20 protein-coding genes are annotated in these 20,314 nt (G+C 66.6%); 17 read left to right on the forward strand and 3 right to left on the reverse strand.

Translation table 11 applies throughout. The features are described from left to right. The first annotated feature begins 91 nt into the window (after positions 1 to 91). From gcl to bcp, 5 genes are all read left to right on the forward strand, one after another. Complete coding sequence (gene gcl, locus AC5RVY_RS04585; protein WP_493953499.1) at positions 92 to 1,870, forward strand: glyoxylate carboligase; 1,779 nt, start codon at positions 92 to 94, stop codon at positions 1,868 to 1,870. Between the two features lie 30 nt (positions 1,871 to 1,900). After that, a complete protein-coding gene (locus AC5RVY_RS04590) occupies positions 1,901 to 3,100 on the forward strand; it encodes a glycerate kinase (RefSeq protein WP_493953500.1) in 1,200 nt (399 codons plus the stop codon). Continuing rightward, positions 3,093 to 4,436: an allantoinase AllB gene (allB, locus tag AC5RVY_RS04595; protein WP_493953501.1), complete on the forward strand. Its 1,344-nt coding sequence runs from the start codon at positions 3,093 to 3,095 to the stop codon at positions 4,434 to 4,436. The genes AC5RVY_RS04590 and allB overlap by 8 nt, the downstream gene beginning before the upstream one ends. A 9-nt stretch (positions 4,437 to 4,445) precedes the next feature. Next, positions 4,446 to 5,201: a winged helix-turn-helix domain-containing protein gene (locus tag AC5RVY_RS04600; RefSeq protein ID WP_493953502.1), complete on the forward strand. Its 756-nt coding sequence runs from the start codon at positions 4,446 to 4,448 to the stop codon at positions 5,199 to 5,201. Between the two features lie 81 nt (positions 5,202 to 5,282). After that, positions 5,283 to 5,762 (forward strand): thioredoxin-dependent thiol peroxidase, encoded by a 480-nt coding sequence (gene bcp, locus AC5RVY_RS04605; RefSeq protein WP_493953503.1) that lies wholly within the window; start codon positions 5,283 to 5,285, stop codon positions 5,760 to 5,762. Positions 5,763 to 5,874: 112 nt separating this feature from the next. Here the strand turns inward: bcp and AC5RVY_RS04610 are convergent, their stop codons facing one another. After that, positions 5,875 to 7,359 (reverse strand): MFS transporter, encoded by a 1,485-nt coding sequence (locus AC5RVY_RS04610; RefSeq protein ID WP_493953504.1) that lies wholly within the window; start codon positions 7,357 to 7,359, stop codon positions 5,875 to 5,877. A 111-nt stretch (positions 7,360 to 7,470) separates the two neighbouring features. On the opposite strand from AC5RVY_RS04610, the gene AC5RVY_RS04615 reads away from it, so the two are divergent. Further along, positions 7,471 to 8,046, forward strand: a complete 576-nt coding sequence (locus AC5RVY_RS04615) for a GNAT family N-acetyltransferase (protein WP_493953505.1) — start codon at positions 7,471 to 7,473, stop codon at positions 8,044 to 8,046. A 180-nt stretch (positions 8,047 to 8,226) separates the two neighbouring features. On the opposite strand, the gene AC5RVY_RS04620 is transcribed toward AC5RVY_RS04615, so the two are convergent. Next, complete coding sequence (locus tag AC5RVY_RS04620; protein WP_493953506.1) at positions 8,227 to 8,619, reverse strand: hypothetical protein; 393 nt, start codon at positions 8,617 to 8,619, stop codon at positions 8,227 to 8,229. A 284-nt stretch (positions 8,620 to 8,903) separates the two neighbouring features. Here AC5RVY_RS04620 and AC5RVY_RS04625 point away from each other — a divergent pair, with 284 nt between their 5' ends. The 4 genes from AC5RVY_RS04625 to AC5RVY_RS04640 are packed head-to-tail and all read left to right on the forward strand — an operon-like array spanning position 8,904 to position 12,723. Next, positions 8,904 to 10,016: a PP2C family protein-serine/threonine phosphatase gene (locus tag AC5RVY_RS04625; protein ID WP_493953507.1), complete on the forward strand. Its 1,113-nt coding sequence runs from the start codon at positions 8,904 to 8,906 to the stop codon at positions 10,014 to 10,016. Beyond that, positions 10,013 to 11,986 carry a glycosyltransferase family 2 protein gene (locus AC5RVY_RS04630; RefSeq protein WP_493953508.1) on the forward strand — a complete coding sequence of 658 codons (1,974 nt, stop codon included), beginning with the start codon at positions 10,013 to 10,015 and terminating at the stop codon, positions 11,984 to 11,986. The genes AC5RVY_RS04625 and AC5RVY_RS04630 overlap by 4 nt, the downstream gene beginning before the upstream one ends. Continuing rightward, positions 11,976 to 12,308: an STAS domain-containing protein gene (locus tag AC5RVY_RS04635; RefSeq protein WP_493953509.1), complete on the forward strand. Its 333-nt coding sequence runs from the start codon at positions 11,976 to 11,978 to the stop codon at positions 12,306 to 12,308. Before AC5RVY_RS04630 ends, AC5RVY_RS04635 begins: the two co-directional genes overlap by 11 nt. Beyond that, complete coding sequence (locus AC5RVY_RS04640; RefSeq protein ID WP_493953510.1) at positions 12,301 to 12,723, forward strand: ATP-binding protein; 423 nt, start codon at positions 12,301 to 12,303, stop codon at positions 12,721 to 12,723. The genes AC5RVY_RS04635 and AC5RVY_RS04640 overlap by 8 nt, the downstream gene beginning before the upstream one ends. 18 nt (positions 12,724 to 12,741) lie before the next feature. Here AC5RVY_RS04640 and AC5RVY_RS04645 read toward each other — a convergent pair whose 3' ends face one another. Next, entirely contained in the window at positions 12,742 to 13,968 is a 1,227-nt protein-coding gene (locus AC5RVY_RS04645; protein ID WP_493953511.1) for a sensor histidine kinase, read from the reverse strand. A gap of 267 nt (positions 13,969 to 14,235) precedes the next feature. Here AC5RVY_RS04645 and uraD point away from each other — a divergent pair, with 267 nt between their 5' ends. The 7 genes from uraD to AC5RVY_RS04680 all read left to right on the forward strand — a co-directional run bounded on the left by uraD (position 14,236) and on the right by AC5RVY_RS04680 (position 20,216). Then, positions 14,236 to 14,733 (forward strand): 2-oxo-4-hydroxy-4-carboxy-5-ureidoimidazoline decarboxylase, encoded by a 498-nt coding sequence (uraD, locus tag AC5RVY_RS04650; RefSeq protein WP_493953705.1) that lies wholly within the window; start codon positions 14,236 to 14,238, stop codon positions 14,731 to 14,733. Further along, positions 14,730 to 15,068 carry a hydroxyisourate hydrolase gene (gene uraH / locus AC5RVY_RS04655; protein ID WP_493953512.1) on the forward strand — a complete coding sequence of 113 codons (339 nt, stop codon included), beginning with the start codon at positions 14,730 to 14,732 and terminating at the stop codon, positions 15,066 to 15,068. The genes uraD and uraH overlap by 4 nt, the downstream gene beginning before the upstream one ends. An 88-nt stretch (positions 15,069 to 15,156) precedes the next feature. Continuing rightward, the gene (locus AC5RVY_RS04660; protein WP_493953513.1) at positions 15,157 to 15,471 is read left to right on the forward strand and encodes a hypothetical protein; all 315 of its coding nucleotides are present in this window, start codon (positions 15,157 to 15,159) and stop codon (positions 15,469 to 15,471) included. A 57-nt stretch (positions 15,472 to 15,528) separates the two neighbouring features. Further along, positions 15,529 to 17,202 carry an amidophosphoribosyltransferase gene (purF, locus tag AC5RVY_RS04665; RefSeq protein ID WP_493953514.1) on the forward strand — a complete coding sequence of 558 codons (1,674 nt, stop codon included), beginning with the start codon at positions 15,529 to 15,531 and terminating at the stop codon, positions 17,200 to 17,202. Beyond that, complete coding sequence (gene purM, locus AC5RVY_RS04670) at positions 17,199 to 18,347, forward strand: phosphoribosylformylglycinamidine cyclo-ligase (protein ID WP_493953515.1); 1,149 nt, start codon at positions 17,199 to 17,201, stop codon at positions 18,345 to 18,347. The genes purF and purM overlap by 4 nt, the downstream gene beginning before the upstream one ends. Before the next feature lie 208 nt (positions 18,348 to 18,555). Further along, complete coding sequence (locus AC5RVY_RS04675) at positions 18,556 to 19,416, forward strand: ATP-binding cassette domain-containing protein (RefSeq protein WP_493953516.1); 861 nt, start codon at positions 18,556 to 18,558, stop codon at positions 19,414 to 19,416. Then, positions 19,413 to 20,216 carry an ABC transporter ATP-binding protein gene (locus AC5RVY_RS04680; RefSeq protein WP_493953517.1) on the forward strand — a complete coding sequence of 268 codons (804 nt, stop codon included), beginning with the start codon at positions 19,413 to 19,415 and terminating at the stop codon, positions 20,214 to 20,216. Before AC5RVY_RS04675 ends, AC5RVY_RS04680 begins: the two co-directional genes overlap by 4 nt. Positions 20,217 to 20,314: the final 98 nt, after the last annotated feature.

Below are 20,314 nucleotides of genomic sequence, written 5' to 3' on the forward strand. Positions count from 1 at the left end.
AGCACAACCAGGGCAGCCGCCGTCGTGGATCACGACGGCGGCTCCCCCACTACACCCAAAAACAGACTTTCAAGCTTCCAAGGAGCACACCATGAGCAAGATGCGTACCGTTGATGCAGCGGTTGCCATCCTGGAAAAGGAAGGCGCCATCGAGGCGTTCGGCCTGCCAGGCGCGGCAATCAACCCCTTCTACTCCGCCATGCGCGCCCACGGCGGCATCCGCCACACCCTGGCCCGCCATGTTGAAGGCGCCAGCCACATGGCCGACGGCTTCAGCCGCGCCAAGGACGGCAACATCGGCATCTGCATCGGCACCTCCGGCCCCGCCGGCACCGACATGATCACCGGCCTCTACGCCGCCTGGGCCGATTCCATCCCCATGCTCTGCATCACTGGCCAGGCCCCGGTGGCCAAGCTGCACAAGGAAGACTTCCAGGCCGTGGACATCGAGTCCATCGCCAAGCCCGTCACCAAGATGGCCATGACCATCCTGGAGCCCGGCCAGGTTCCCGGCGCCTTCCAGAAGGCCTTCCAGCTGATGCGCTCCGGCCGCCCCGGCCCCGTGCTGCTGGACCTGCCCATCGACGTGCAGCTGGCCGAGATCGAATTCGACATCGACACGTACGAGCCGCTGCCGATCGAGAAGCCCAAGGCATCCCGCAAGCAGCTGGAAAAGGCCCTGGACATGCTGACGGCAGCCCAGCACCCGCTGATCGTGGCGGGCGGCGGCATCATCAACGCCGGCGCCTCCGCACAGCTGGTGGAACTGGCCGAAATCCTGAACGTTCCGGTCATCCCAACCCTGATGGGCTGGGGCACCATCCCCGACGACCACCAGCTCATGGCCGGCATGGTGGGCCTGCAGACCTCGCACCGCTACGGCAACGAGAACTACCTGCACAGCGACTTCGTGATCGGCATCGGCAACCGCTGGGCCAACCGCCACACCGGCGGCCTGGAGACCTACACGGCCGGTCGGAAGTTCGTTCACATCGACATCGAGCCCACGCAGATCGGCCGCGTGTTCTCGCCGGACCTGGGCATCGCGTCCGACGCCGGCGCGGCGCTGGCAGGGCTGGTTGAGCTCGCCAAGGAGCGCAAGGCGGCCGGGTCCCTGCCGGACTACAGCGGCTGGGTTGCCGAATGCCAGGAGCGCAAGGCCTCACTGCACCGCAAGACGCACTTCGAGAACATCCCCATCAAGCCGCAGCGGGTGTACGAGGAGATGAACAAGGCCTTCGGCCGCGACACCATCTACGTGTCCACCATCGGCCTGTCCCAGATCGCCGGTGCCCAGATGCTGCACGTCTTCGGCCCGCGCAAGTGGATCAACGCCGGCCAGGCAGGACCCCTGGGCTGGACCGCTCCGGCCGCGCTCGGCGTCGCACGTTCCAACCCGGACGAGACCGTGGTGGCCCTCTCCGGCGATTACGACTTCCAGTTCATGATCGAGGAACTGGCCGTGGGCGCGCAGTTCAACCTGCCGTACATCCACGTGGTGGTGAACAACTCCTACCTGGGCCTCATCCGCCAGTCGCAGCGCGGGTTCAACATGGAGCAGAACGTGTCCCTGGCGTTCGACAACATCAACTCACCCGAGACCAACGGCTACGGCGTGGACCACCTGAAGGTGGCCGAGGGCCTGGGGTGCAAGGCAGTGCGCGTGGAGGACCCCAACGACCTCGCCGCCGCCTTCGACAAAGCCAAGGCACTGATGGGCGAGTTCCAGGTTCCCGTGGTGGTGGAAGTGATCCTGGAAAAGATCACCAACATCTCCATGGGTGTGGAAATCAACGCGGTGAACGAGTTCGAGGATCTTGCCGAGTCCGCCGCCGACGCCCCCACCGCCATCCTGGCCCTGCAGGCGTGAACCTGCAGGCCTGAAAGAGGAAAGACAGCCATGCGGATCGTCATTGCCCCGGACAAGTTCAAGGGATCCCTGTCCGCTCCGGACGTCTGCAAGCACCTGGAAAAGGGCTTGCAGCGCGGAGCGGGCGGGAACCTTGAGGTCCTCCGGATTCCCGTAGCCGACGGCGGTGAGGGCACCCTGGATGCCGCCGTCGGCTCCGGATTCACCCGCCGGAGTGCCGAAGTGGCGGGACCCGTCGGCGAACCGGTCACGGCCGACTTCGCCGTCCGGGGCAATGAGGCGGTCATCGAAATGGCGGCCGCCTCGGGCCTGGCCCTGCTCCCCGCCGGAGCGTTGGTTGGGGGACGGCCGGGCCCGGCAGCGGCGCGCACGGCCACGAGCCTTGGGACGGGCCAGCTCATCCGCGCCGCCTTGGACGCAGGCTGCAACCGCATCATCCTCGGCGTGGGCGGCAGCGCCAACACCGATGGCGGCGCCGGAGTCCTCCAGGGGCTCGGCGCACGGTTCCTCGATGCGGATGGCAATGAACTTCCGCCAGGTGGTGCTGCTTTGGCGCACCTGGACCGGATCAACTTCAGCGGGTTCGAACCCCGGCTGAGGAACACACGCTTTGTGCTGGCGTCCGACGTCGACAATCCCCTGCTGGGCGCCCAGGGCGCCGCTGCGATTTTCGGCCCGCAGAAGGGCGCAGCACAACAGGACGTCGACTTGCTCGACGCCGCCCTGGCCAGGTTTGTCGAAGTCCTGGCCAGGGAAATCGGTCCTCGCGCACAAAAGGCGGCGGAAGCCCCGGGCGCCGGGGCAGCCGGAGGCGTTGGCTACGCAGCCATCGCCGTACTGGCCGCCACCCGCCGCCCGGGCATCGACGTCGTCCTCGAATTCACGGGGCTGGCTGACCGGCTGGGCGGCGCCGACCTGGTGATCACCGGCGAAGGCAGCCTGGACGAGCAAAGCCTGCTGGGCAAAACGCCCATGGGCGTTGCGCGGGCAGCCGCGGCCCAAGGCGTACCCGTGATCGCCGTCTGCGGCCGGACCACGCTTGGGGCGGGCCAGGCGAACGCCGCAGGATTCGAAGATGTTTACGCTTTGACCGAACTCGAAAGCAATGTAGACAGGTGCATAGCAGAGGCTTCGCAGCTTCTGGAGCAGCTGGGCACGCAGATCAGCGGACGGCTGGCGGCCAACACGCCGGCCGGCACCGCTACCACCAAGGAGGACCTCCATGTCTGAAGAACGTTTTGACCTGGTCATCCGCGGCCAGCGCATCCTCACCACCGCCGGCCTGGCACCCCGGGAAGTGGGTGTCCGCGGCGGAAAGATCGTGGCCCTCGAGCCGCTGGGCAACGGCCTGGCCGGCGCCGAGGTCATCGAACTGGCCGACGACGAAACCCTGATCCCGGGTCTCGTGGACACCCACGTCCACGTCAATGAGCCCGGCCGCACCGAGTGGGAGGGCTTCGCCTCCGCCACCCGGGCCGCGGCAGCGGGCGGCGTGACCACCATCATCGACATGCCGCTGAACTCCGTGCCGCCCACCACCACCGTGGAAAACCTCAAGCTCAAGCGCGAAGTTGCCGAGGACCAAGCCTTCATCGACGTCGGATTCTGGGGCGGCGCGATCCCCGGCAACAAGGGAGACCTGCGCGCGCTGCACGATGAGGGCGTATTCGGCTTCAAATGCTTCCTGCTGCACTCCGGCGTGGACGAGTTCCCGCACCTGGACGCGGACGAAATGGAGGAGGACATGGCGGAGCTGAAGTCCTTCGATTCGCTGATGATCGTGCACGCCGAGGACTCGCACGCCATCGACCGCGCCCCGCACCCGGGCGGCGACCACTACTCCACCTTCCTGGCCTCCCGCCCCCGCGGCGCCGAGAACAAGGCCATCGCCGAGGTCATCGAACGGGCCCGCTGGACCGGTGCGCGTGCGCACATCCTGCACCTCTCGTCGTCGGACGCCCTGCCCATGATCGCCTCAGCCAAGCGCGACGGCGTGAAGCTCACCGTGGAGACCTGCCCGCACTACCTCACGCTGATGGCGGAAGAAATCCCCGACGGCGCCACCGCCTACAAGTGCTGCCCGCCCATCCGTGAGGCCTCCAACCGGGAGCTGCTGTGGCAGGGCCTGCTGGACGGCACCATCGACTGCATCGTCTCGGACCACTCCCCCTCCACCCTGGACCTGAAGGACCTGGAGAACGGCGACTTCGCCGTGGCCTGGGGCGGCGTCTCATCGCTGCAGCTGGGGCTGTCCCTGATCTGGACCGAGGCCCGGCACCGCGGCATCCCGCTGGAGCAGGTTGTCAGCTGGATGGGCGCGAAGCCCGCCGCGCTGGCCCGGCTCACCAACAAGGGCCAGCTGGCGCTGGGCTACGACGCGGACTTCGCCGTCTTCGCCCCGGACGAGGCGTTTGTGGTGGACGTGTCCAAGCTCAAGCACAAGAACCCGATCACCCCCTACGACGGCAAGGCCCTCTCCGGCGTGGTCCGCAAGACCTTCCTGCGCGGCACCCCAGTGGACGGCCAGACCCCCACGGGCAAGCTGATCCGCCGCGGCGGAGTCTAAGGACGCGCCATGGCAGTGGAAGCTCACTATCCGGGGGCGGGGGCGCGGCCAGGATTGCATTCACGGAAGGCCGCTGCCCGCGGCCTCGCTGTGTGGGTGGTTCCCGAAGAAGGCACCAGCCCCGAACTGCTGGCCCGCGCCGCCCAACTGGTCCTGGCCCGGGCCCTACAAACTGCTCCGGAGGCGGAAGTCCACTGGCCTGCCGCCGGAGCCCCCACGTCCGGGGTCTCCGCTGAAACGGAAGGCGCTGCAGACGACTCCTCTCGCAGTACTTCCGCAGCGGAGAACCCCGGCACTCCCGGCGAGGCACCTGGCGGGCTGCTCAACGGGTCCCTCGACGGGTCCCTCAACGGGTCCCTGGAGGAGGCACGTCGTGGGGCACCTGCAGAGGCACCGGGCGAGGACGACGGCGGCACGCGGCTGCCGCCGTCGGCCGGACCTGTCAGCCGGGTGGCCGTAGACCTGGCCGCCGACCAGGTCCTGCTCGACGGCGCACCCGTGGCGCTGACCGGCGTCGAGTTCAAAGTGCTCCGGTACCTGGTGACGCACCTGTCCCGGACCGTGGGGCGGGAGGAACTCCAGGAGTTCCTCGACTCCTTCGAAACCCCCGGCGCCTCAGCCCGGTCCATCGACGTCTACGTGGGCCGCATCCGCCGGAAACTTGGCAATGCCCGCCATGCCGTGGCCACCGTCCGGGGCGGCGGCTACCGGTTTATGCCGGGCGCCTGCGCAACTGTGCGGGGTCCGGCGGAATACTGCATATGACGCAGGAGTTGTACGACTAAGCGGGAACCCGCTTCACTTGATGTTTTGCCATTACCTGACAAAGACTTCCAAAGGAACGCCATGAGCCAGACCCTGACCACCAAGCTTCAGCCCGGAACCCAGGCCCCTGATTTCACCCTTCAGGACGCCCAGGGCCGCCAGACTGCGTTGGCCGACTACCGTGGCAAGAACGTCATCGTGTACTTCTACCCCAAGGCCGCCACCCCCGGCTGCACCACCGAGGCCTGCGACTTCCGCGACAGCCTGGCCTCCCTGCAGGGCAAGGGCTACGAAGTCATTGGCATCTCCCCCGACGCCCCCGAGGCACTGGCCGGCTTCACCGGCGACTTCTCCCTCACCTTCCCCCTGCTCTCCGACGAGGACCACTCGGTTGCCCTGGCCTACGGCGCCTGGGGCGAGAAGCTGGTGGACGGCGAGATCGTCGAGGGCATCGTCCGCTCCACTGTTGTGGTGGACCCCGAAGGCAAGGTCACGCTCGCCCAGTACCAGGTGCAGGCCCAGGGCCACGTGGCAGCGCTGAAAGACGCCCTGGGAATCTAGCCCTCCCCCCGGACGCCCCATCACGTCCTGCGGCTTTCCCCCGGGCGCCCCATCACGTCCTGCGGCTTTCGCCCGGACGCCCCATCACGTCCCGCAGCTTTCCCCCGGGCGTTTAACCCTCCGGGTGCGCGGTCCCCGCCGCCTCCGCATATTCTGCCGACACCCGGCGGTACACCGGGGTCAGGAACGCCAGCAGGGCAGCGGCAATCATGATGATCCCCGCGATCAGGAACACCAGGGCTATACCGCGCGAGGTGCCCTCGCCCAAGAGCGGCTCCAACTGGGCCGCGCCCTCGGCGGACCGCGCGTAGGGGATGATCCAGAACTGGGCAATCGGGGCAATGAGGAATGACGTGATGGGCGCTGCCGCAGACTCAAACGCCATGCCGAATCCGAACACCCTCCCCTGCCGCTCCAGCGGCACCACCCGCTGGATGACGGTCTGTTCGGCGGCCTCCACCACCGGGATCAGCACCAGGTACAGCCAGATCCCCGCGATATACAGCCATGCCCATTCGCGCAGGGTGAAGACCGCGCCGAGGAGCCCCATGGCCGCTACCGCCAGGAGCAGGCTGCGCAGCGGGTTGGACCCCAGGCCGAACTTGCCGATCAACGCCCCGCCAATGATGAAGCCGGTGGAGCCGAGCGCGAAGACCATCCCCCACACTTCCACGGGGAACATCTCCAGGCCGTAAGGGTCCATAAGCGCCATGTAGACGCCGCCGATGAAGTTGTTGAACGTGGAGAAAAGGATCAGCGCGAACAGCCCGGAAATGGCCAGCACTGCGGCGAGGGAGCCGCGGAAGTCGAAGCTGCCGTGTGCGTCTGTTGCCGCCGCACGCACTTCCTCAGGCATGCGGAGGGTGAGCAGGTGCGCGAAGGCGAGCGCCGTGAGGACGAGTGCGACGACGATGGTCCAGCCCATGCCCAGCAGTCCCACCGACAGCCCCGAAAGCAGCGAGGTGACGATAAACGCGAGCCCCTGCACCATGCCCACCACCCCGTTCGCGTTGGCGCGCCGGTCCGGCTCGATGAGGATGGTGACAGTGGTGGACAGTGCGATATTGCGCATGTTCTCCACCACCGCGCCCACCAGGATGACCACCATAAAGACCCAGAACCACGGCCCTGCCAGGTCCAGCAACGCGGCGGCAGGCGTGAGCAGGAACATCACTCCGGACAGCACAAACATCACCAGGGTGAAACCGGCGGCGAAACGCATCACGGCGAGCTTGCGGTAGCGGTCCACGAAGGTGCCGAAGCTGATGCTGGACAGGGCAATCAGCAGCATATACGCGCCACCCACCACCCCGGTGGCAATCACGTTGCGGGTCTCCAGGTACACCCAGAAGGTCAGCGCAAACCACAGATAGCTGGTGGTGACATTGGCAAGGGCAGTGTTCACCAAAATCCCCGCGAAGGTGCGGGACCGTTCGGCCGGGGTGCGCAGGGAAGTGTCAACGGCGTCAGGCTCGGCCAGGCGCAAAGCGTCGCCGTCGTCGGGCGGTGTGGAGGTGCCGGTGATGTCCTCGCGAAGGCTTTTCCCGCCGTCGGGAACCGCAGCGGCCCTGCCTGGGGCCGGGTCCTGCTCGGTCATGGGTTCCAGTGTAGTGACCACCAGGAGGAGCCGACAGGGTCCGGCCCGGAATTAGGGAGGCCACACCGCCCCTCCGTTGCCTGGCTTTCAGGCCAGTGACAGGATGGCCGCATGGTGATCGAGGTCCGTCCGGCTACCGACTTTGAGGACGTCCGGGCGCTGGTGGGGCCCAAGCGGCCCGACGCCAACGTCTGCTGGTGCCTGAGCTACCGCATCCCGTCCAGACAGAACCAGGCCTTGCGCGGCACCGACCGCGGAGACCTGGTGAGGGAGTTGGTGGCCCAGGATCCCCCGCCGGGCGTTGTGGCGTACGACGACGGCGAACCCGTGGGGTGGGCAGCGGTCCACCCGCGTTCGGACACGAGCTTCGCCGGCAACCGGAAAATCCCGCACGTGGACGGCCTGGACGTGTGGTCGGTGTGGTGCATCCGGGTGCGTCCCGGGCATCGGGGCCAGGGCATTTCACACCAGCTGTTGAAGGGCGCCATAGACATGGCCCGTAGCTACGGGGCACCGGCCATCGAGGGCTACCCGGTGGACAACCAGGGGCAGAAAGTCGATCTCACCATGGCCTACGTCGGCACCCGGAAACTCTTCGAGGACGCGGGCTTCGCCAAAGCGGCGGACACGGAATCGGTACTCAACGGCTTCCCGCGCGTGCTGATGCGGCTGAAGCTGGGAAGTTAGGCAAGTGTCAGGGTTTCTTCCGCCAGTTATTCGGCCAGTCCTCGTCGATGGCCCAGAGAGCCAGGAGCAGGGCATCCATTGTCATGAGTCCGGCGATGAGGTACGCCCACCCCGTATACCAAGCCATTGCAATCTCCTGACTGTATCCCCCAGCCACTCGATTGCTCCTAAGTGTGGCACCTAAACCACCGCTGCGGAACGCCCCAAACCCACACTCTTGAAAAGGGCCTCCAGCCTGTTTTGCGCCTCGGTCTCCACCTTGAGGCGGCGCGTCAGCTTCTCCACCTGGGCGGACATCTCCTCACCCACCGGAAGCCGGTCACCCGGCCAGCTTGACGCCTCCCGCGACTCCGCAAGTGCCTGCGCAAGCGCGTTGGCCGCGGCACGCACCTTCCGTGAGTGGAAGTAAACGCGCAGCAACGCCCTGCCCTTGTCCAGGCCCGCACGCAGCACGTCACGTGGTACCGGCCTGCCCGGCTTTGGGCCGGACGCCGGCTCGCCCGGCTGTTGCCCTGATGCCGGCGCGGTGGCAGGTGCCGCCGCAATCCAGTCCTTGATGTTGGTGTTTTCCATGGCTGCTTCGCCTTCCCGCAAGCCGTCCAGCCCCCGGGCGGTCGCCGTCGACCTCACCCGGGGAACCTGCTGTCTGCTTTGAGTGTGGCGGGCCTTCCTCAACGTCCAGGCAAGCCGGTCCAAAGATTTACGCAAGATCCGGCAAGGAGGCCCGAGGGCGAGCGCAAGACGGCTCGCCGGCAACAGCAAAGGCAGGGCCGATCGGCGCAAATCCGCAGGAGTCAATTCAGGGCTGTGAAGCCCGCGACATGCCCTGATGCGGTTAATACTGTAGAAGTAGACGTATGGTCTCTGCCCCCGAAATCCGTCGCGCCGTTGTCATCGAGGATGACCCGGACATCCGCGGGCTCCTGGTCCGTGTCCTGGTAAAGCAAGGCTTCGACGTGACCGAAGCCGGCGCCGGCTTGCCGGGCGTGGAGGAAGTCCGCCGCCGCCAGCCTGACCTGGTCACACTGGACCTGAACCTGCCGGACATTGACGGCCTCGAAGTGTGCAAGCTGCTCCGTGAATTCTCCGACGCCTTCATCGTGATGCTCACAGCACGCGCCGACGAACTGGACAAGCTGACCGGCCTGGACAACGGGGCGGACGAGTACATCAGCAAGCCGTTTAGCCCTCGGGAGCTCCAGTCGCGCATCAACGCACTCTTCCGCCGACGGCCCTCCCCCGCCGCCGATTCCGCCACCCGCAGCGAACTGGAACGCGCCACGGAGGTCCAGCAAAGCCTCCTCCCCAAGGAGGACATCCGCGTGGACGGCTACGACGTTGCCGGCGCCTTCCGCCCCTCCCGCAGCGTGGGCGGGGACTTCTACGACTGGTACCAGACATCCGACGGACTCCACCTGACCTTCGCGGACGCCATGGGCAAGGGCATGGGCGCGGCACTCATCGCGGCAACGGTCCGGGCGGTCATGCGCTCCCGGGGGCACCGGACGGACCTCGACAACGCCTTCGCTTCGGCCAGCAAGGCGATCGCTGCGGACCTGGACTCCTCCAACTCATTCGTCACCTTGTTCCATGCGCGGCTGGACGCAGCGTCGGGAACAGTGAGCTATGTGGACGCCGGGCATGGACTTGCGCTGCACGTCCGCTCCGCCGGGGCTGCTGACCGGCTCCCCTCAGCCGGTCCCCCGGTGGGCGCCTGGTCCGGCTCACAGTGGCCGCAATCCACCCTGGAACTCGCCCCCGGAGATTCCCTGGTGGTGGTCAGCGACGGCGTGCTGGACGTCTTCGATTCGGTAGAGGACTTCACCGAAGCAGTCCGCCGCGCCACCCAGGGCCAGCCTTCGGCGCAAGCCGTGAGCAGCGCCATCCTTGCCCTGGCCCCTGCCGAGACTGCCGAGGATGACGTGACAGTCGTCGTCGTCCGCCGGCTGGCGGTAGAGTCCGCGGCATGACCCGCTTCTGGACCCGGCTGGTTGTGGTGCTTACGGTCATCACCGGACTCAACTACGTCGCCTGGCGCTGGGCCGCGTCCCTCAACTGGGAGGCCTGGTGGATAGCCCTGCCCCTGGTGATCGCCGAGACCTACAGCCTGATCGACGTCATGCTCTTCGGCATGACGGTGTGGAAGCTCAAAGTCCGCAAGGCCGCTCCACAGCCACCGCATGATGCCACTGTCGACGTCTTCATCACCACCTACAACGAAGACCTGGACATGGTGATGACCACCGCCCTGGCCGCCCAGAAGATCCGGCACCCGCACAGCACCTGGATCCTGGACGACGGCGCACGCCCCGAGCTGAAGGCACTCGCCGAACAGCACGGCCTGGGCTACGTTACCCGCAGTGAGGATTGGACCAAGGACCTTCCCCGGCACGCCAAGGCCGGCAACCTGAACAACGCCCTGATGCAGACCCACGGCGAATTCCTCCTGATCCTGGACGCGGACCAGATCCCCGAGCCCGACATCCTGGAAAAAACCCTCGGCTACTTCAACAACCGCCGCGTCGCGCTGGTCCAGACGCCGCAGTACTTCAGCAACGTCCCCGCCAGCGATCCGCTCGGCAGCCAGGCACCCCTCTTCTACGGCCCCATCCAGCAGGGCAAGGACGGCTGGAACGCCGCCTTCTTCTGCGGCTCCAACGCCATCCTGCGCCGCGAAGCCCTGATGCAGCTGGGCCTGGTGGGCTACGTGAAGGAAACCGAGAAAAGCATCCGCCGGGCGCTGGCCGCCTCCCGCTCGGCCATCAAGCAGGCCCGGAAGTCCGCGGACGTGGAGACTCCCCTGGTTGCCCAGGTGCTCGACGAAGTGGAGGCCGCCACCCGGGAAGCCCAGCAGGAGCTGGACGACGGCGGAGCACTGAGCGAGATCACCTACCGGGTCCGCCGCCGCGTGGACGCCGCCGTGCAGACCCTGGTGATGGCCGACGTCGAAGCCCTCCAGGCAGACCTCGAGGAAATCGCCGCCATGGAACTGGCCCACGTGGGCGAGTCCGGCGTTCCCGTGGTTGCGGACGATGCCGTCCAGCGCATGTCCGCCCGCGACTGGTCGCCACTGGGTGCCCTGGAGTCCGTCCAGGCCGTCCTGGACGCGCTGTCCGTGGAACGCAATGACGAAGCCCAGCCCGTAATGCCGCTGGCCACCATCTCCGTGACCGAGGACATGGCCACGGCCATGCGCATGCACGCCATGGGCTGGGAGAGCGTCTACCACCACGAGATCCTGGCCTACGGGCTGGCCCCCGAGGACCTGAAGACCATGCTCACGCAGCGCCTGCGCTGGGCCCAGGGCACCATCCAGGTGCTGCTGCGGGAGAACCCGCTGGTGCAGAAGGGCCTCAAGCTCGGCCAGCGGCTCATGTACTTCGCCACCATGTGGACCTACCTCAGCGGCTACGCGGCGGTCATCTACTTCGCGGCGCCCATCATCTACCTGCTCCTGGGCATCCTGCCGGTGACGAGCCTGAGCGGGGACTTCTTCGTCCGGTTCATCCCGTTCATGGTGGCCAACCAGTTACTGTTCGCCGTTGCCGGCCGGGGCATCCCCACCTGGCGCGGCCAGCAGTACAGCCTTGCCCTGTTCCCCACCTGGATCAAGGCGTGCTCGACGGCGGCCCGCAACGTATGGTTCGGCCGTCCCCTCGGCTTTGCCGTCACCCCTAAAGCGCGCCAGAGCGGCGGGCCCAGCTGGAGCCTCGTCCAGCCACAGATTGTGGTGTCCGTGCTGCTGGCCGTGGCCGCCGTCGTCGGCCTCATCCGCCTGGCCACGGGCCTCGCGGAACCGCTGGGCACCCTGGTGAATGTTGCCTGGGTCATCTTCGACCTGGTGGTGATGAGCATCCTGGTGCGCGCAGTGCTTTACAAGGGTTATGAGCCGGCCGCAGAACCGGCGGTTGTTACAGAGAGGAATCCAGATGGAGCTTAGCTATGAGGTCAAGGACTCGTATGCGGAGGTCAAGGCGGACGGGCGGCTGAACATGGTCTCCGCGCCGAAGCTTCGCGAGTTTGTTACCGACGTAATCGCAGGCGGGTCCAACCGGATCGTGGTGAACCTGGAAAATACGGCGTTTATGGACTCCTCGGGCCTCGGGGCGCTCATCGGCTGCCTGAAGGCGGCCCGGCAGGCGGGCGGGGACCTGCGGATCGCCGCTGTGCAGCCGCAGGTGAAGATGGTTTTGCAGCTCACCAGCATGGACAAGGTCCTGACGGCCTACGGTACCGCCGAGGAGGCGTTCGGCGATGACTGAGGTCCTTGCGTCCCGCAGCTTCCGCGGGCTGGCGGCCGAGCACGCGATCGAGGCCGTCCACAATGATCTGGACAGCCTCTGGCTGGACGTTCCGTTCGTGCAGGACATGGACCAGATGACGTTTACCACCGCCGTGATTGAGTCCGCCTCCAACATCATCCAGCACGCGGAGCCCGCCGGGCAGGATCCGGTGGAGCTGGGCGTGGACATCACAGTCCGGCCTACGCTCCTGCAGGCCCGCGTGAGCGCCTACCACGCCAAGCCGCCCTTCGGGCCGATGGAACCCACCGCGCAGGATGAGGAGGCGGAGTCCGGCCGTGGCCTGGCGTTGATCCAGGCGCTGGTCACCACCGTTATCTTCGAGCGGCAGGACGGCACCAATACCTGGGTCCTGACCCGGACGTCCCAGGGCTGACCAGCCTGCGCAGGACTTCTAGGCTTCGGACGGGAACAACACCGATACCGTGGTACCGCCTCCAGGGGTATCCGTGATGGCCAGTTCTCCGCCGTGCGCCTGGGCAATCCTGCGGCAGGTCGCCAGGCCCAGCCCCGTCCCGGGGCCGTCGCCGGCCCGGTGCAGCCGCACCAGGGGCTCCACCACCTTGGCGCGGTCCTCCGGGAGGATGCCCTTGCCGTTGTCGGCCACCTGGACAGTGACTCCCCTGGGGCAACGGGTGGCAGTAACCGTCACTTTGAGGTCCCGCTGCCCATCCCGGTAGTTCAGTGAGTTGGCGAGCAGGTTCTGCACCATGGTGCGCAGCTGGCCCTGGTCGGCGTACAGCTTGGAGTCCTCGCACAGGATGCCGCTGCCCAGGCCGAGGTCCAACCCGAGGTCCTGCACCGCCTCGGCGGTCACTGCCAACAGGGATACCTGTTCCCGGTTCAGCTGTCCGTCGGCCCGGGAGTAGTCGAGAACGTCGTCCAAGGTGCTCAACATGCGCTGGCCTCCGCTGCCGATGTGCTCCAGGTACTCCTTGGCCGGGTGGCTATGGGGAATCCCGGGATCATCTTCCGCCAACTCCACGTATCCAAGGATGGTGGTGAGCGGAGTGCGAAGGTCGTGGCTGACCCGGCCGGCAAACTCGGCCAGCATGGCGTTGCTGCGCTGGAGTTCCGCAAGGGCCTCGTTGAGCTGCAGCGTCCGGTGCTGCAGCTCAAGAAGCTCCACCACCTGATGCGCCAATACTTCCACCAGCTCGATCTGCTCACGCGTGGGAAGCCCGGCGGCATCGGAAAACACGCAGAGAGAGCCCAAAACCAGCCCGCTGGAAGTCTTGAGAGGTACGGAGGCATAGAAGCGGACTTCCGCGGTCTCCCCCGTCACAAACGGGTTGGAGGCAAAGCGCGGATCCCGGGAGGCGTCCCGCACCACGGTTGTCCCGGGATCGAGGAACACGCTGGCGCACATGGAATCCTCGCGGGAGCAGATGCCCGCATCAATGCCCGAGGCGGCAATCTGCAGCTGTTGGTCAGAGGTGATGATGTTGACCACGCTGTACGGGACCGAGCACAATGACGCAGCCAGCCGCACCAGGTTGTTCAGGGCCGCACGGGCCCGTTCGTCAGGCAGCTCCGGAAGCTGCCCCGCAGCGGCAGGCAACAGCCCGTACTCCCGCAGGTCAAGGTCCCGCGCGTACTCCCGATCGGTCAGCATTTGCATAGCCGTCCCGTCCATCTTCATCTTGTGTCCCCAGCGTTACCGGCCGAGCCCGCGGCTCTCCCGTGATGATACCGGCTGGGTCTCGGGTGCTGCTGTAATCTCTTGACACGACCACCGGGTTCAACTTCAATATTACGTATGCTGAAATAACAGTTCCATGATGCGGAAGCCTTGTTGGCCGTTTTCGGTGACAGGGCGCCGGACATTCCGGCCTCCGCATAGCCGTCACCGTGGATGCCAGCATTTGTCACCGAGGAAGCAGCCAGCATGAAGCTTGCCGAATTCAACACTGCGGATCCCGAGCGGGCCGCGGAAACACTTAAGCCCTGCATCGACGTCCAGCGCTGGGTGGACACCGTAGCGGCCGCCCGGCCCTTTTCCAGCCGGGAAGCGCTCCTGGCATTCGCCACTGAAGCCGCGAATCCGTTCACTTCGGCGGAGGTTGAGTCCGCCATGGTGCATCATCCACGGATCGGCGAACGCCCGACGGCGGCCAGCACCGAAGCGTCCATGTCCCGTTCCGAGCAGGCTGGCGTAGACCCCGCGGACGCCGGCATTGCGCAGGCTCTGGCCCAGGGCAACAGGGATTACGAGGAGAAGTTCGGCCGGGTCTTCCTGATCCGGGCTGCCGGACGCACCGCCCCCGAGATCCTGCAGGCCCTGAAGGAGCGGCTGGAAAACTCCCCTGCCGAAGAAGACAGCATCGTGGCCCAGCAGCTGCGCGAAATTGCCGTTCTGCGGCTCGAAGGACTGATCACCGAATGAGCGTTTCGCACGTCACCACCCATATCCTCGACACCGGTGCCGGACGCCCGGCGGCGGGAGTCGCCGTCGTACTGTTCAAAAACGACGGCGGCACCTGGCAGGAGCTGGCCGGCTCCACCACCGACGCGGATGGCCGCGCGAAGGACCTGGGCCCCGAGCAGCTGGAGCCCGGGCACTACAAACTCAACTTCGCCACCGGAAGCTACTACGCGGGGCTGCAGACCCCCACCTTCTTCCCGGAGGTGGACCTTGTGTTCGAAGTCACGGGCTCCGAGCATTACCACGTCCCCCTGCTGCTCAGCCCGTTCGCCTACTCGACGTACCGCGGCAGCTAACCCCCGTTGCCCTATCACATACGGTCCCCAAACCGGGGTTTTCGTAGCCGTAACTGATAGGGCAACCGCGGAAATGTAGGCTTGATGCATGCCTTCTGAACAACCCGCCGCCGAGCGCCGCGAGGTCACCGTCCGCCGCGCCCCCAAGTATGTGCCGTTCCTCATCCTGGGCGCACTGGTGGGCGTAGCAGTGGCGGCCGCCGTGGCTTACGGCCTGCCCGCAACCCCGGAGTTCGACCCCGGCTCGGTGTTCGGATTCTTCCTGGTGCTGTTCGCCGGCGCGGGAGCGATCCTGGGCGCCGCCCTGGCACTGGTTCTGGACCGCCGGAGCGTCAAGCGGCAGCAGCGGGCAGTGGTGGAAGCGGTTCCCGACTCCGAACCCGATCCGGACAACCAGCAGTAGCCGGTCACAAACGGGCGGCCGGAAAAGTCATAGCGCATATCGTGAGATAATCGACCAGTGGCACGCGGCGATGGAAAACTTTCCCATGATCTTCTCCCTGGCGAAAAAGGCCCGCAGGACGCCTGTGGCGTTTTCGGAGTCTGGGCACCAGGTGAAGAAGTAGCAAAACTTACCTATTACGGGCTGTATGCACTGCAGCACCGCGGTCAGGAGTCGGCTGGTATAGCCACCAGCGACGGCAACCGGATCAACGTCTACAAGGACATGGGCCTCGTCTCCCAGGTCTTCGACGAGACCACCCTGAACACCCTCACCGGCCACCTCGCCGTGGGGCACTGCCGCTACTCCACCACCGGGGCCAGCCACTGGGCCAACGCCCAGCCCACCCTTGGCGCCACCAGCACCGGCACGGTGGCCCTGGCGCACAACGGCAACCTCACCAACACCGCCGAGCTCAACGCCATGATCCAGGAACGCAACGGCGGCCAGCTCACCGGCGAAATGAAGCAGGGCAACACCTCGGACACCGCCCTGGTCACGGCCCTGCTGGAGGGCGAGCCGGGCAAGTCCCTCGAAGACACGGCCATCGAACTCCTGCCCAAAATCAAGGGCGGCTTCTGCTTCGTCTTTATGGACGAGGGCACCCTCTACGCTGCACGCGACACCTTCGGTATCCGCCCGCTGGTCCTGGGCAGGCTGGAGCGCGGCTGGGTTGTGGCCTCCGAGCAGTCCGCACTCGCCACCGTGGGCGCAAGCTACATCCGCGAGATCGAGCCCGGCGAGTTCATCGCCATCGACGAGCAGGGTGTCCGGTCCCAGCGCTTCGCGGAGCCGACGCCGGCGGGCTGCGTTTTCGAGTACGTCTACCTTGCGCGTCCGGACGCCGCCATCGCAGGACGCTCCGTCTACGAGTCCCGTGTGGAGATGGGCCGCCAGCTGGCCCGGGAAAACACGCAGGTGGCGGACATTGTGATCCCCGTTCCGGAATCCGGCACCCCCGCCGCCGTAGGCTACGCCGAAGAATCCGGCATCCCGTTCGCCCACGGCTTCGTGAAGAACTCCTACGTGGGCCGCACCTTCATCCAGCCCTCGCAGACGCTGCGCCAGCTGGGCATCCGGCTCAAGCTCAACGCGCTCGAATCCGTGATCCGCGGCAAGCGCGTGGTGGTGGTGGATGACTCGATCGTCCGCGGCAACACCCAGCGCGCCATCGTCCGGATGCTCCGTGAAGCCGGTGCGGCCGCCGTCCACGTCAAGATTTCCTCCCCGCCCGTGCAGTGGCCCTGCTTCTACGGCATCGACTTCGCCTCGCGTGCGGAGCTGATCGCCAACGGCGCCACCATCGAAGAGATTTCCCAGGCGATCGGCGCGGATTCGCTGGCCTACATCTCTGAGGACGGCATGATCGGCGCCACCCGCCAGCCGCGGGAGCGCCTCTGCACCGCCTGCTTCACGGGCAAGTACCCCATCGAGCTCCCAGGCTCGGACAAGCTGGGCAAGAACCTCCTCGAACGCACGGACCTCGGCGGCCTGAAGCCCTCGCCGTCGTCCCTTCCGGGCGAAACGGCCGCACTCGCGGTGGACTCCGAGGAGGACCCCTCGGAGAAGCCCGGCGCCACAGGCTGCGATCCGGGGCCAGACTCCGAATTCGAGAATTTGCTGACCGAAGCCGACCTTGTGCCAGACGTGCACGCCGCCACCACCGGCGCTGACAAGAAAGAGTCCGTATGACTTCCGCTGCCCCCGCCTCCGGCAACTCCGCCGGCATCACTTACGCGTCCGCAGGCGTGGATGTCGAAGCCGGCGACCGCGCCGTCGAGCTGATGAAGGGTGCCGTCAAGGCAACCCACAACTCCTCGGTGATCGGCGGGGTGGGCGGCTTCGCCGGCCTCTACGACGTCTCCCGGCTCCTGACCTACAAGAAGCCGCTGCTGGCCACTTCCACCGACGGCGTGGGCACCAAGGTAGCCATCGCCCAGGCCATGAACATCCACGACACCATCGGCTTCGACCTCGTGGGCATGGTGGTGGACGACATCGTGGTGGTTGGCGCAGAGCCGCTGTACATGACGGACTACATCGCCTGCGGCAAGGTAGTCCCCGAGCGCATCGCCGATATTGTCCGCGGCATCGCCGCCGCCTGCTCCGTAGCCGGCACGGCATTGGTGGGCGGGGAAACCGCCGAGCACCCCGGCCTGCTGGGCGAGCACGAATACGACGTCGCCGGTGCTGCCACCGGTGTGGTTGAAGCTGATCTGCTCCTGGGACCGGACCGTGTCCGCGCCGGGGACGTTGTGATCGGCATGGCTTCTTCCGGCCTCCACTCCAACGGCTATTCCCTGGTCCGCCGCGTGATCAACCACGCCGGCTGGGCACTGGACCGCCAGGTCTCCGAACTCGGCCGCACCCTGGGCGAGGAGCTCCTCGAGCCCACCCGCGTCTACGCTGCTGACTGCCTGGACCTGGCCCGCGCCTTCCCCGTCACCGGAACTTCCGCTGTGCACGGCTTCAGCCACGTCACCGGCGGCGGCCTCGCCGCCAACCTGGCCCGCGTACTCCCCCAGGGCCTCGTGGCCACCGTGGACCGCGCCACCTGGGAGCTGCCGGCCATCTTCAAGCTGGTCTCCGAGCTGGGCAACGTGCCGCTGGCAGACCTGGAGCGCACCCTCAACCTGGGCGTGGGCATGGTGGCCATCGTGTCCGCCGACGCCGCCGACGCCGCGGTTGCCCGCCTCAACGAGCGGGGCCTTCCGTCCTGGATCATGGGCACCGTCACCGAGGATTCGGAATCGATCCTGAAGTCCGGCCCGGACTACGTTCAGGGCGCCAAGGGCGTGGACGGCGGCGCAGTCCGGCTGGTCAACGCCTACGCCTAAACCTGGCTGTCCCTCGAGTCCATCGAGTGCTGCGTCACCGCCCTTTTGAAGCTCCAATAGGGCGGTGACGGAGCACTCGATGCTTTAACCCGGCACCGCGACTTGTGAATCCGGCATCGATGGACCCGCGCGAGCACTTGCGTTAATGCGAATGATTATTGTTAGTATGAGGACCGATCCATGAGTCCTGCTACGAAACGATGTCCTGATGCCTGCATGCGCCCTATCGGTGAAGAACCTCGCACTTACGTATGCCGGGCGCCGGATAATCCATGACCTGACGTTTTCCCTCCAAGCCGGCGAGAGTGTTGCGCTGCTCGGGGCCTCGGGATCGGGAAAGTCGCTGACTGCTTCTGCCCTGATGGGTACCGTGCCGGACGGGATCCCCGTGAATGGGCAGATCTCCTTTGGGGGCGGCGCCGGCGAGAGGCTGGCATCGGGCGCTGCGCCAGCCGCGCTCATCAGCCAGGACCCGCAGACTTCCCTAAATCCGCTGGTACCGGTCGGTCAACAATTGATGATTCCCCTGCGAAGGTCCGGAGTGAGCCGGCGTGAAGCGCGGCGTTCGGCGGCGCTGATGCTGGCGCGGGCCGGGTTGGAAAACCCGGAGGAGATCATGCTGCGCTACACCGGTGAACTCTCGGGCGGGCAGCTGCAGCGGGTCTGTATCGCCCTGGCCCTGGCATGCCGCAGCACCATCCTGATAGCAGACGAACCCACCACAGCCCTGGACGCCGTCACCCGGCACACCGTTCTTGCGGCCCTCGCCGCATGGGGTGCCGGGGGCCGCAGCCTCCTCTTCATCACCCACGACCTTCCCGCCGTAGCTTCCCTGTGCAGCCGTGCACTGGTGATGGAAGGCGGGCGGATCGTGGAAGCGGCCCCGATGGCAGAGCTGCTGCTTAGTCCCCGCCATCCCTACACGAAGCGGCTCCTCCGGGCGGCCACGGCTGACTCGCTTTCACTGGCAGCTGCCGGAACAGGGGCATCGGCAGTATCGCGGGCAACTGCGGGAAAGCTGACGGGCGCCGCAAACCCGGCACATCCTGGAACGGCCGTGGCAGCATGACCGGGGCCCTGGTCGCGGACAACATCTCCTTCAGGTACAGCAGGCGAGGCCTTCCCGGCCGGAAACCAGCGGACGCCATGAGGAACGTCACCCTGCGCCTGACACCCGGAACCGGCACCGCGCTGGTGGGAAGCTCCGGCTCCGGCAAATCCACACTGGTGCGGATCATGCTGGCCCTGGCAAAACCAAGCACCGGTACGGTCACTCTTGGCGAGCAGGCAATACTGCCCGGACCTGCCCGCCGCCTCCGCTGGTACCGCCGGGCAGTCCAGTACATTCCGCAGAATCCGGCCGGGAGCCTGGACCCTCGGATGACCGTTTCGCAGCTGCTGCTGGAACCGCTGCGGCAACTGCGGGTGGAAGGTAACCACAGGGAGCTGGCGGGCCAGGCCCTGGAGCGGGTGGAGTTGCCGGCTTCGATGATGCAAAGCAGGCCGGGCGAGCTGTCCGGCGGCCAGAACCAAAGGGTGGCCATCGCCCGCGCCCTGGCAGTGAAACCCGCCTATCTGTTGGCAGACGAACCCGTCAGCGGCCTGGACCTGCCCTTGCGCGATTCCGTCCTCGAACTCCTGGACCGGCTGGTGCACGAGGAAGGCCTCGGATTGCTCCTGGTAACCCACGATCTTGCCACCGCCGCGAGGATGTGCGGCAGCACCGCCGTCTTGTCCGAAGGCCGCATCGTGGAACAAGGACCAACGAACTTGGTGCTGGCAGCTCCCGTCAGCCCGGCCGCCGTCGCCCTGGTCCAGGCGGCAGCTGCCGCGCGCCTTCCACACGCAGTCCCGGCGGCTGCCCCCTAGCACCCTCACTCCTGCTGGAGAGCCAGCACACCAACCCGTTCTCCCCTACCTGACCAGCGCCCGGCGCCGGCCACCTCCCACAACCTCACATCTGCCGA

The organism is Arthrobacter sp. Ha26, from assembly GCF_059091705.1.